The organism is Gelidibacter pelagius (assembly GCF_017581925.1).
Classification (GTDB): Bacteria; Bacteroidota; Bacteroidia; order Flavobacteriales; family Flavobacteriaceae; genus Gelidibacter; species Gelidibacter pelagius.
Genome location: NZ_JAGEVG010000004.1, coordinates 111698 through 124578, shown reverse-complemented (window position 1 = coordinate 124578; position 12881 = coordinate 111698). Strand labels below are relative to the sequence as shown.

Here is a 12881-nt window from a genome sequence, read left to right as displayed (position 1 = left end):
TGTAACAGCCTTAGCTATTAATTTTTCACATTTGACAAGTCTTGTCAGCCTAAATAATGTTGATCATGTATTCAAAAAAGAAAATAGAATCCTTTGTGGAAGTCGCTCCCATTCTACAGGAGATCATAAAAGCTAAACCCGTGTCTTGGCTGAACCCTGAGTTACAGTCTGTGCAGGATGCTCCCAAATTTTCCATAAACCTAGAAGATATGAGAGCAGCCGAGCAATTATGGACGCGTTTTGCACCATTTTTCGTAAAAGCTTTTCCCGAAACGGAAGAAAGTCGCGGAATTTTAGAATCTCCTCTCCTTGAAATCCCAAATATGAAATCGCTTTTAAATGATAACAAAGAAGATATTAAGGGGCGACTGTTTTTAAAATGTGACAATGCACTACCTATTTGCGGGTCTATCAAAGCTCGTGGCGGATTTTTTGAAATCATGACCTACGCAGAAACATTAGCTCTTGAATCGGGCCTATTGAAAAAAGAGGACAATTACAGTATTTTGACCGCTCCTAAATTCCAGGAATTTTTCAGCAAACGTCAGATTGGTGTTGCGTCAACTGGCAACCTCGGACTCAGTATTGGTATTATCAGTGCGAAATTGGGTTTTCAAGTGACAGTATATATGTCTGCCGATGCCAAACAGTGGAAAAAAGAGTTGTTACGTAAGGCTGGAGTGACCGTGGTCGAGTTCGATGGCGATTTTAGCGAGGCTATTTCTGTGGGACGAGAAAAAACAAAGTCAGATCCGAATGCCCATTTTGTTGATGATGAAGATTCACACGATTTATTTCTTGGTTATACCGTAGGTGCGCTTCGGATAGCGGAACAATTAAGATCGCAGAATATTAAGGTTGATGCAGATCATCCATTACTGGTCTATTCTCCATGTGGCGTTGGTGGCTCTCCAGGCGGTACCGCTTTTGGATTAAAGCAAATTCATGGCGATCATGTGCATTGCTTCTTTGTTGAACCTACGCATTCGCCAGCGGTCTTGACAGGATTGGTTACCGGTGAAATGAGCCGTATCAGTGTACAAGATATTGGGCTTGACAATACAACTGATGCGGATGGTTTGGCTGTGGGCCGACCTTCACATTTTGCCACAGAAATCAGTAAATCTTTAGTCAGCGGTATTTTCACGGTAGAAGATGACGAATTGTTTAAACTTTTAACCCAATTAAAAGATACCGAAAACATCTTTCTCGAGCCTTCTGCTACAGCAGGTTTAATCGGACCTCAACGGTTACAAAAAACAGATTACGCAAAAACATATCAGCTCAAGCTGAAAAACGCGACGCATATTGTTTGGGCCACTGGGGGTCTTCTCGTCCCTGAATTCCAAAAGAAAAAGTTTTATGAAAGAGGACGGCAACTACTGGAGAAGTCTTAAATCACCCATAGAATTAATCGTCAACAGACTTGACACCATATCTGTATCGGCATTATACCTCACGGAAGCAAACACGACATTAAAAAATAAATTGGTATTATATCCGGTTAGTTTTCACGAGCCTTGTATTTATCCAAGATCTCCAAGGTTTCCTTTATGGGCAGTGCTTTCATTTTCCTTCCTTTTTGCCCAACAATGTCCTCAGCCTTAAACATGGAATTATAAATGGCTTCTTCGGTAGCTTCAAAGACAGCCAAAAACAAAGGAGACATAAAGTCATTTAGGACTTCGGGACTGTTTTGTTCAATTGCTTCAGGATCATGTGGAACTCTAACATCTTTATGGGTACTAAAAGCAATGCTGTAATCGCCACTTCCATTTGACGAGAAGGAACCTACTGCCCCAAAAGCTAAAAATGAACGTCGCGCCAGGCGTTGTAAGTTTCTACTTGAAAGCGGGGCGTCTGTGGCAATAATTATCATGCACGAGCCATCAACTTGATACGGGACGTCGTTGGCCATGTAATAATTGTTCAACTCTTTACCTACAGGCGCTCCGTTAATTCGCAAAATGCCACCAAAATTTGTCTGTACCAATACCCCTACGGTATATCCACCTTTAGCTTTGGGAAGTACACGTGAAGACGTTCCAATGCCTCCCTTAAAACCAAGCGTATTTGTACCCGTCCCAGCTCCTACATTACCTTCAAGCACTTCTTTAGTTGTAGCAATATTGATGGCCTCCATAACGTCAGAAGTTTGTACATGGCGCCCTCTAATATCATTCAACCAACCATCATTGGTTTCTCCAACAATGGGATTGACCGACCTAATTCCCGAGTTTTCCGGAATGCTCAATGTGTAATCAACAAGTGCATTCGCTACCAAAAAAGCGTTCAATGTGTTCGTTAAGGCTATCGGTGATTCAATATTTCCCAACTCCTCAATTTGTGTGGTTCCAATTGACTTCCCAAAGCCATTGCCTACAAAAATACCGGCAGGGACTTTCTCTTTAAATAGATTGCCTTGATGTGGTAAAATAACGGTTACCCCCGTACGAATGGAATCGCCTATATTCAAGGTCTTTTGGCCTACAGAAACACCAGCTACATCAGTAATGGCATTGTATTTTCCAGGAGTCAGAATTCCTGGTTTAACGCCCAAATCACGCGCTCGTTGTCGTTCTTGAGCACTATTTTGGAAGGGTATGCTAACCATTAGAATGAATACCAATATAATTCTTGTCATCAGTTATAAGGTTTTAGTTTTGCTGGATTTATTTTATGAATTAATTTTCTTGCCAATACGTTGGTAGGATTGATTGCAATCATACCATTGACTTCCTTGGTAGTGATTACCAAAGGTATTTCAGTGCATCCTAAAATCACAGCTTCTGCACCGTTTTCTTTAAGATAATCAATGGCAATCTCTAAATTGTTTTTTGCATCTGGATGAAAAGGATTCGACTTTGATTTTATTCCATATTCTGGATGGTAAATTGCTGGATGAACACATCTTTCCTGTAGATCCAAAGTAGGTACAACAGCCTCAAAACCATTATGTTTTAGGGCATTTGAATAAATTTTTTGCTTATAGGTCCCCGTTGTAGAAAGCACGCCTATTTTAGAAACATGCGGATAATTCACTTTAATAAAATCGATCGTTTCATTGATCATATGTAGTAGCTCAATGTGACTCCCCTGCTTGTGCAATTCGTCCATAACCAAAGAAAAAATCTCAGGTGAATGTGCAGTATTACAAGGTATACCAACGACTGTAGCGCCCGATTTCTCTAAGTCTGAAATTATTTTTGCAATAGAGTAGCCAGGGTTTTCATCGACTTCTCCTAAGAGGTATTCTGTTCTATCCTTGATCTTGGACGGTAAAGAAAACAACAATGCATCCAAATGGTCCTGATCCCTTTTGGCCAATGTGTTATCGAAAATATTCTTTAATAAATCAATTCCTGCATAAGGTCCAACACCTCCCACAATTCCAATCATAAACATTTCTTTACCATGAACAGCAGAATGATTCTGCGCGTTTCAACATTTTAACTAAGGTAATGAGATTTTCAAGTATATCAATGATGAATTAATTTTTTAAGGCTGACCTTCCGCAACCGTTTGAAAACAACCATGGAAATTTCATTGGTTCACTTCCCTTATTCAACTATGACCGTGACAAAAACCGGAAAATGATCCGAAGGAAATCTCAGATCAATTGAACTTGAAAGCGTCGCATATTTTTCAACCTTAATCCCATTAGAAACTATGATATAATCAATTCTTCTGGTTACAGGCTCATCATATTTAAACGCATTGAACGTACCTTCGGGTCCAAAAACAACCTCAGCTTTTTCTCGAGAGTCTGAAAGTTGGGTTTTTAAAATTTTTATGACTTCTGAATCTGGTTCTACATTAAAATCGCCCATAATGATCACCGGATAATTTGTGGTGTTCACCGCTTTAATCTTATCCAAAATAAGCAGCATGCCATCTTTTTGGGCCACCTTACCAATATGATCCAAATGGGTGTTGAATACCCATATTTTCTGTTTGGTTTGCTTCAATGTAAATAATCCATACGTGCAAACCCTTGGATAGGCAGCATCCCAACCCTTGGAGACAACTTCCGGAGTTTCAGAAAGCCAAAATGTATGTTCTTGCTCAACACTTAAATTCTTGGTATTAAAATAAATTCCCGCATGCTCACCTTTCTGTCCGCCATCACGACCTTTACCAAAAAACTTGTAATTCTTTAAAGATGCTTTTAAGTCCTCTACCTGATTCGGCTTTGCTTCCTGAACCCCAAGAATGTCGGGTTCCAAAAACAGGACCTGAGAAGTTAGAAAGTCCTTTCTATTGGGCCACGCATTTTCTTCGTCTGATGCAATATCAAGGCGCACATTATAGGTCATGACCTTGAGTTCGTTTTCTGGTTTCTTTTGAATCCGATTTTGCATGCGTTCAAACACCAGTTCTGGCATATCCGTGGTGATATAATCAAAATCATGAGTCAAAAACATATCGATATCTTGGGATTTATTGACAGTCCAAGCATTTAATTTTAGATTATGTTTCTTTGCACTTTCTATCCATTCGGGATTTCGTTTATAGACACCAGTTGCATAATCCAATCCTGTTATGCCATCGTTATTTAGGATTTCAGGAGACTTGGACCCGTCCAAAAACTGTGTTTTGGCATTCGGATCTATTTCTATGATCTTTTTTAAAAGCTCATAACTAAAACTGATATAATAGGAGATATACTTTTCAGCGTTCAACTCATTCACCAAATCCAATACTTTTTCTGCCATGAGCTCATTCCGACCTTCTGTTTTGGAAGGTTTGATTTCGCAAACTAAGCCTGTGCGATAATTGTTGTCCATGCCTGCAAGCAGATAATCTCTTAAGGTTGGTAAGACCTCACCATTGGACAATTTGTGTTTTGACAATTCTGAATAGGTGGTCTCCTCAATAAACAAACCTTTGTGGTCAGGATCATGATTAACGACCAACACGTTGTCCGAAGTCATACGTACGTCAAATTCTGAACCAGCACACCCCAATTCTATGGCATGTTTTAACGATGCAATAGAGTTTTGGGGAAGGTTTTGCGCCTTCCAAGCACCTCTGTGGGCAATCACAGGATTTTCTGAAAACGTTACAGCAACCGGTAATTCGGTCGATTTGCATGCATGCAGTGAAATGACGGTTAAAATTATAAAAACATAACGCATATTGTGAATTTTTAAAAAATGTCAAACCAAGATGTCAGCTTAAAAACTGTCTTCGATATTAAGCCGAAGATATGCCCTAGTTTGTAAATTTGTTTTTAAAATACAGTATTTTAAAATAATTCGGCACTAATTACTAGAGATTATTATAACAAACGAAAATCGGGGAACCATCTTCTTTTAATTGATCCAACGCATTTTCCAGCAAAAAAACGTTGTTACTGTACGAATACTTTAATTAAGACTAAGCATAGTTCTTAAAAATGATGTGCCTTTCCGATAAAAACCAATCGATTTTCAGTACTATTTCATAATGAATAGTGATAGAACTAATGACTCGGAAAACTGGTACCTAAGATTGGCTCACTTATACAATATATTGATCTGCCAATTGGGTAAACTCCTCAATCTGTGATTGTATCCAAACCTCGTCCTTATCTAAATACTGTGCCAATATCTCAGCAACTTCTGGTGCGACGTCTTGAGAAGCTTTCGCATCCAAAAACAGGATGCGCACACGTCTTGCCAAGACATCTTCTACCGTTAAGGCCATTTCGTTTTTTACAGCCCAGACCACTTCGGCTTTTAAAAACTCCAATCTTGGATGTAATTTTTCACCGAGTCCTGGCGACTCTTTGATTAGTTGTTCAATAGCTTTTTGATCTGTTCCATAAATGTATAGGTGGTCGGAATCTTCTGCGGAACCGTCGGCGCCATGGATACTCAAATGCTTTGTTTGACATTCCCGACGCGGCAACTTACCTAAAGAAATCACCTTGTTAATAGTGTCCTGGGCCATCCTTCTATAGGTCGTCCATTTACCTCCAGTAATGGTAATTAAATCAGAAGCTGACACTATTATTTTATGACTTCTCGAAATTTCCTTGGTTTTTTCTGAAGGATCTTTTGGTGCAGCCAGCGGTCTTAATCCTGCAAAGATGCTCAACACATTAGCCCTGGACACGTGTTTATTCAAATAGGCGTTGGCAGTTTCCAAAATAAAGTCAATCTCCTCTTCAAGAGGTTTAGGTTCCAAGCTATGGCTATCGAGCAGCGTATCGGTAGTACCAACCACCACTCTATGATGCCAAGGCACCAAAAAAAGTACTCTCCCATCAGCTGTTTTAGGAATCATGATAGCATCATTGCCTGGCAGAAAGGAGCTGTCCAGCACCAAGTGGATGCCTTGACTAGGTCTTACTGTATTTTTGGCATCAGCAATATCCATTTGCAAGATCTCATCGGTAAATACGCCAGTTGCGTTGATCACTACTTTAGCATTGAAATTATATTCTTTATCTGATTCCTGATCAAGAGCTGTAACACCATTGACTTTCCCGTCGGCATCCTTTTGCAATCGAACTACCTTAAAGTGATTCAATACCGATGCCCCCTGTTCAATTGCAGTCTGAGCAATATTGACTGCCAATCGGGCATCATCAAATTGCCCATCATGATAAACCACACCTCCTTTAAGATGTTCTGTTTTGATGGTTGAAAGTCGGCGTGAGGTATCCTTTTTTGAAATTCTGGTAGACTTGCCAAAGCTTAATTTTCCTGCCAAAAAATCGTAAATTTTCAATCCCACAGTGTAAATTATAGTATCCCACCATTTATAATTAGGAATAATAAACGATTGATTCTTCACCAAATGTGATGCGTTTTTCAACATCAGTCCTCGCTCGTATAAGGCTTCCTGAACCAAGTCAATATTACCTTGCGCCAAATAACGTACACCGCCATGCACCAATTTTGTGCTTCTACTAGAAGTTCCCTTTGCAAAATCAGATTGTTCCAAAAGCAGGGTCTTGTAACCTCTGGTGACACTGTCCAACGCAACCCCGAGACCCGTTGCCCCGCCACCTATAATAATAACATCCCAATCAGGACTGCTATCCAAAGGTTCTACTAAAGATTTTCTATCGAACAAAGGCTATGGGTTAGAATGACTATTCAGTTTCAAATATAAATATTATATCCTCCATAAATAGTGTATCATTCAAATGAAATGAAACAAAAAAAATACGGACGGAGCAAAATCACAATGGCGCAATTTATTATTAAAGTCCGTAATTTTATGCTTAATATTAATCCATGTCGATGCTATAATAATTCGCTACGGAAACTCATTAAAAATCTACTACCAGTGTTATCTCATAAACCTTTGAAAACATCAAAACCCAACATCCCGATATTAAGTCCGACGATTTTCAGAAAAGATCACATCAAAAACAACACGGATAAATTATTGAATGATGACAGTATCGCTGAGTTTTTCATTCATTCTTTTAAGGACGATGATGTCTATCTCAATCTTCCCCTCCCGCCGCATAAAAAAACGGTTCACGACTTTGTTTTTATCACTAATGGCATTATGACGAAAAGCTTAGGACTTGAGTCTTATCAATTGAAGAAAAACGATTTTCTATTTACGCCCAAAAACAATATCACCACTACCACATTAGTTTCTGTGGATCTTGAAGGATTTTATTGTCATTTTTCAGATGAGTTTATTGGAGCGAACCCGTTTTTGGGCATCTGGATCACACAACCAAGTCATCAAAATTATTTGAAGATCACTCAAAAAGAAGCATCCAGTTTAGAGTTATTATTAGTTCGTATGGTCGAGCTGTTTAAACATCGTAAAAAGAATCCCAACAACGATCGTTTAATCACTTTTTATCTTTCTACTTTTATTGCAGAATTGTTTTTAACGGTAAAAAAACAAGAGCTTAAACCAAGGCTGAATAATGCTATTTTTCTCAACTTCATGTGTTTAGTTCACAAGAAATTCAAACAACATTGGACCATTCAAAAATATGCATCAGCGCTGAACATCACCCCTAATCACCTCAATAAACGTGTGAAGCAGCAATCAGGAAAAACAACCTCGAAAATCATTAAGGAAACCATCATTTTAGAAGCTAAAGTATTACTCCTTCAAACCAATATGAACATCAAGGAGATCAGTACAGAATTGGGTTTTGATGACGCTTCATATTTTAGTCGACTTTTTAAAAACGAAACGAATGCCACACCTTCGATGTATCGAAAAATGATTGATTTATCCTAACTTCAGCATAAAACATCCTCTAAAAGGGAACTCATAAGCCTTATATTTGCCAAAAATATAATATAATGAAACCCTATAGACTTACCTCCACTTTTCTAATTTTGACATTGGTCCTTGTAGGCTTTGTTTCATGCAAGGAAACATCAAAAACTGAAATGGTAAAAAAGGAAATGACCAGTGAAGAATTAGAAAAACTATCAAAACAGGACACGATAACCATCCTATTGAATTCTAACGATAAAATGCAATTTGACAAGAGCGAAATCACTGCCTTTGAAGGTCAAACCGTAATTCTAACCCTTAAACACACCGGTACGATGCCTGTTACCGCAATGGGCCATAACTTTGTACTGATTAGCAAAGGAGTTTCCGTTTCTGAATTTGCCAAAATCGCAATTAAAGCAAAGGAAAACGACTATATCCCAAGAGATTTAAAGCATGTTATCGCTCATACAGATCTTATTGGAGGCGGAGATAGTACCACCGTTATTTTCAAGGTACCTGCAAAAGGAACATACGATTTCTTGTGCTCCTTTCCAGGTCATTCTGCTATCATGAAAGGTAAGTTTAACGTTAAATAAATTCAAAAAATGTACACTATTCTTAAAGAATCACATAACGGCATTGGAATGCTTTTACTGTTCCTCTTATTGGTTGTAATTATTTTCATTCTTGTGCGATTTTTATTAAAAAAACCTTTCAACAAATCAGTGAAAGTTGCTGCCTTGATAGGAATGGTTACCATGCACATCCAGATACTAATTGGTTTAATTCTATATTTTTTATCTCCTTTGGGAATGTCAAACTTTTCAGGAGAATCCATGGGACATTCCATCTCAAGGTTTTATATTGTAGAACACCCTATTGGAATGCTATTGGCTGCCGTTATAATTACCATAGGTTATAGAGTCACGAAGAAAATCAGTCTCTCAGATACTTCCAAATACAAAAGATTGCTGATTTATTATTTTCTTGGTTTTGGAATCGTAGCCTACTTAATTCCTTGGTTTTTATGGTCGTAAACCTCAGAGTCTAACCATCAATTAATTTTCATCTGAATATTTATAAACACCATCAGCATTTAAGTGAAAGATTATCCTTTCATCATTGACTTTAAGTTCACCAGCCTGATTTGGTTTTCCAACAATCTGAGCGGCCTCAACACGACCATTTTTCCATAGGATATCCACTTCAAAACCGCCACGAGCTTTTAGTCCTTTAACCTCTCCTGCTGGCCATACATCAGGTAAAGAAGGCAACAGCTCAATAATTCCTGATTGTGATTGGAGCAACATTTCCACCATTCCGGAAGCGCCTCCCATATTGCCATCCAGTTGAAATGGTGGATGTGCACACAGCAAATTAGAGTAAGTCCCACCAGCGGTTGACATCTCAACGCTTGTATTAGAAACAGGTTGTAATAGGTTTTTCAACATCTTATGCGAGCGATTGCCATCGTTTAATCGTGCCCAGAAGTTCATCTTCCATGCACGAGACCAGCCAGTTCCACTATCACCACGAGCATTTAAGGTCACTCGTGCTGCTTCTGCCAATTCCGGTGTTTGAGCAGTTGAAATCTGATTCCCCGGATGTAATGCGAATAAGTGGGAAACATGGCGATGATCGCTCTTTGGGTCATCCACATCTTCGGTCCATTCCTGTAGTTGGCCCCAAGAACCAATTTTAGGTTTTAAAATCGCATCCCTGGTCAGCTTTGCCGTTGCGGTGAACTCATCATCTATCCCTAACACCTCAGCAGCTTTGATACAATTGTTCAAGATATCCCAAGCAATCTGATGGTCCATGGAGGCACCTTCCGATATCCCACCATGCTCTGGAGAATAAGACGGGGTTGAAACTAAGTTCCCGTTATCATCCTTGGTCAGATAATCTATCCAAAATAAGGCGGCTTCCTTCATCACGGGATAGGCGTTTTCCTTTAGATAGGTTTTATCTTGGGTAAAGTCGTAATGATCCCATAAATGTTGTGAAAACCAAGCGGCACCTGTCGGAAAGAAACCCCAATCTACGCCCCATCCCGGGGAGGTATAACCAAAGGCATTGGTCATGGTATTGGTCATCCAACCTCGGGTATCGAAATATTCTTTCGCAGCCAATTTCCCCGGTTCTACCAGACTTTCTATATAGTCTAAAAACGGGACATGGCATTCAGATAGATTGGTCAATTCTGCCGGCCAGTAGATCATTTCCAAGTTGATATTGCTATGATAATCAGCAGCCCAGGGCGGATTGGTGGAATGGTTCCATTTACCCTGTAAGTGCATGGACATCGTGTTGGGGCGACTTGCCGAAATCATTAAATACCGTGCATATTGAAAGTAGAGACTTTCTAAAGCGTTATCATCCGAACCATTGGCGTAAGCAATTAAACGCTCGTTGGTAGGAAGGTCAACTTTCGGACTTTCGCCCAAATTCAAACTCACCCGATCAAATAAATTGGAATAATCAGCGAGATGCTCTTTTTTCAAAGCATCAAAGGTCGTGCTTTCCCATTTTTGCAGTACGGCGTTGTTGGCGGCTTTATAGTCATTGCCCTTATAGGTTGGATAATTTAGTGTATAACCCGTAGCAGAAGTATTTAAGATGATGACATCCGTCGCATCCTTTATATAAATAATCCCATCCTTATAGGTGATTTTACCATCTGCTAATTTCAACGATAGTTTTGTTTCAAAGGGCATTCCATTATCGGCTACTTTTCCATCGTAGGTGTATATGCCGTCTTTAAATTCCTGTGCAACCATCACATGAGGCGTTTCAAATCTGATTTCGTAATCCGTCTTTTTAGAGCTTTCAAAACGATAGACCATAGTATTGCTTGGATAATTACCAAAATACGTTCGGGTATAGGTCTCCTTCCCAATGTTGTATGCAACCTTACCCAAGGCATTGCTAATGTCAAGACTGCGTTTATAATTGTTCACCTCACCAACATGCCCCACTTTTATGAAGATATCTCCCATGGTTTGTTGGGCACCATAATCGCCGAAGTCCGCATTGTACCGTTTGCCAGTGTCAATGAGTCCTGTAAATTCCGATTGTGCAATTTTATGTGCCTCAGCTTTTTTTCCTTCTTTCAACAAAGCTCTTACCTCGGGCAAATGTTCGTGGGCGTCTTTTCGGATTCCAAAATTATAATCGGGACTGGAATCAGGCCCGCCAGACCATAACGTGCCTTCTGAAAACTGAATCTGCTCTTCGTGTATACCTCCAAAAAACATCGCGCCCACATAACCGTTTCCTATAGGTAAAGCTTCGGTCATCCATTCGGAAGCCGGTGCGTTATACCAAAGCTCCAATGGCTTTTTATCTTGGGCGCAAGATGAAATGGTCAATAAAACGAGAGACAGACTGCAAATGAGTTTCAATTTTTTCAATTTCTTTTAATTTATTTAATAATCGGATGGATTATGGACTAATAAAAATCAGGATGACGGCATTTCATCACTCAGAAAAACTGTTAAAATCTCCTTCTTGGAACTTTTAAATACGCGACATCTATTTCTTCAAACTTACTAAACTTAAGAAGATTTTAAACAACTATCTGCTTCATTTTTCTGTAATCAGAAATTCATTATTTATGCGCTAAATTAAAAATCAAAAACTATAATTTACTATATTTAGTGTATGATCGCCATCACCGACATACCACCTGTTGAAGTTCAAGACAATCTGTATTTATTAAAAACCGATTTAGACTCAAAAATTCCTTCTAAAAAATTAGATAAGAATCTGTTGATCGCCACTTGGAACATTCGGGCTTTTGGGAATTTAACTCGTAAATGGGATTCTGATGATGACGATTCTCCCAAACGTGATTTGCATTCCGTTTTATGCATTGCAGAAATCATCAGCCGATTTGACGTCATTGCTATTCAAGAGGTCAAAGACAATATTAGAGCACTCAGAGACACTTTAAAAGTATTGGGGAAGAACTGGTCTTTTATCCTCACCGATGTCAATAAGGGCAACGTGGGCAACGGGGAACGAATGGCCTATTTATTCGATACCCGAAGAGTGCATTTATCAGGCTTGGCAGGAGAATTGGTAGTACCCGAAGAATGGGAAGACAATATTGGGGAACACGCCTTATCCAAACAATTTGTGCGATCTCCTTATGCGGTCAGTTTTCAATCTAACAAACACACGTTTATCTTAGTCACCTTACATATTCTGTACGGCAAAAGTCCGCAAAGTCGTGTTGAGGAACTGAGGGGCATTGCCAAATGGCTTTATAGTTGGGCCGACAATATCAATGCTTATCATCAAGATTTTATCGCTTTGGGCGACTTTAATATAGACGCAAGAGGGGATTTATTAGAAGACACCTTCCTTTCCGAGGGTTTGTATATTCCTCCCCAACTCCAGAATGAGGACGTTACCCGATCGATTTTTAATGCCACTAAATTCTACGATCAGATTGCTTGGTTCAACAGCCAAGGCAACGGACCAAAATTATCCATGGAATTTATAAGCGGTGGCAATTACGACTTTGTTCCTTATGCACTTGCAAATCGAGATTTAACCAAACAAAATCTGTCTTGGCTGATTTCTGACCATTATCCATTGTGGGCTGAATTTAAAGTTTGATATCTCATTTCAAAAATCCACTTGTAACAATTCCTCTTTAAACAAGAGCATTATCAATGAAA

At 39.2% G+C, this 12881-nt stretch carries 10 protein-coding genes; 5 read left to right on the top strand and 5 right to left on the bottom strand.

Going from position 1 to position 12881, the window contains the following annotated elements; translation table 11 throughout:
- Window positions 1–65: 65 nt before the first annotated feature.
- Complete coding sequence (locus J4051_RS04890; protein WP_208232737.1) at window positions 66–1397, top strand: D-serine ammonia-lyase; 1332 nt, start codon at window positions 66–68, stop codon at window positions 1395–1397.
- 107 nt (window positions 1398–1504) lie between these two features.
- Here J4051_RS04890 and J4051_RS04885 read toward each other — a convergent pair whose 3' ends face one another.
- The 4 genes from J4051_RS04885 to J4051_RS04870 all read right to left on the bottom strand — a co-directional run bounded on the left by J4051_RS04885 (window position 1505) and on the right by J4051_RS04870 (window position 7065).
- Window positions 1505–2644 carry a DmpA family aminopeptidase gene (locus tag J4051_RS04885; RefSeq protein WP_236027226.1) on the bottom strand — a complete coding sequence of 380 codons (1140 nt, stop codon included), beginning with the start codon at window positions 2642–2644 and terminating at the stop codon, window positions 1505–1507.
- The gene (locus J4051_RS04880; protein ID WP_208232736.1) at window positions 2644–3399 is read right to left on the bottom strand and encodes an aspartate/glutamate racemase family protein; all 756 of its coding nucleotides are present in this window, start codon (window positions 3397–3399) and stop codon (window positions 2644–2646) included. Before J4051_RS04880 ends, J4051_RS04885 begins: the two co-directional genes overlap by 1 nt.
- A 161-nt stretch (window positions 3400–3560) precedes the next feature.
- Entirely contained in the window at window positions 3561–5138 is a 1578-nt protein-coding gene (locus J4051_RS18960) for a glycerophosphodiester phosphodiesterase family protein (RefSeq protein WP_236027224.1), read from the bottom strand.
- A gap of 364 nt (window positions 5139–5502) precedes the next feature.
- On the bottom strand, window positions 5503–7065 hold the full coding sequence (locus tag J4051_RS04870; RefSeq protein WP_208232735.1) for a glycerol-3-phosphate dehydrogenase/oxidase: 1563 nt from the start codon (window positions 7063–7065) through the stop codon (window positions 5503–5505).
- Between the two features lie 234 nt (window positions 7066–7299).
- On the opposite strand from J4051_RS04870, the gene J4051_RS04865 reads away from it, so the two are divergent.
- The 3 genes from J4051_RS04865 (at window position 7300) to J4051_RS04855 (ending at window position 9230) form a co-directional block, all read left to right on the top strand.
- Window positions 7300–8208 (top strand): helix-turn-helix domain-containing protein, encoded by a 909-nt coding sequence (locus J4051_RS04865; protein WP_208232734.1) that lies wholly within the window; start codon window positions 7300–7302, stop codon window positions 8206–8208.
- A 65-nt stretch (window positions 8209–8273) separates the two neighbouring features.
- The gene (gene azu, locus J4051_RS04860; RefSeq protein WP_208232733.1) at window positions 8274–8789 is read left to right on the top strand and encodes an azurin; all 516 of its coding nucleotides are present in this window, start codon (window positions 8274–8276) and stop codon (window positions 8787–8789) included.
- A gap of 9 nt (window positions 8790–8798) precedes the next feature.
- Window positions 8799–9230, top strand: coding sequence for a hypothetical protein (locus J4051_RS04855; RefSeq protein WP_208232732.1), 432 nt, complete (start codon window positions 8799–8801; stop codon window positions 9228–9230).
- 21 nt (window positions 9231–9251) lie between these two features.
- On the opposite strand, the gene J4051_RS04850 is transcribed toward J4051_RS04855, so the two are convergent.
- Window positions 9252–11606, bottom strand: a complete 2355-nt coding sequence (locus J4051_RS04850; protein ID WP_208232731.1) for a glycoside hydrolase family 95 protein — start codon at window positions 11604–11606, stop codon at window positions 9252–9254.
- A 250-nt stretch (window positions 11607–11856) separates the two neighbouring features.
- Here J4051_RS04850 and J4051_RS04845 point away from each other — a divergent pair, with 250 nt between their 5' ends.
- Window positions 11857–12819: an endonuclease/exonuclease/phosphatase family protein gene (locus J4051_RS04845; protein ID WP_208232730.1), complete on the top strand. Its 963-nt coding sequence runs from the start codon at window positions 11857–11859 to the stop codon at window positions 12817–12819.
- The last annotated feature ends 62 nt before the right edge of the window (window positions 12820–12881 follow it).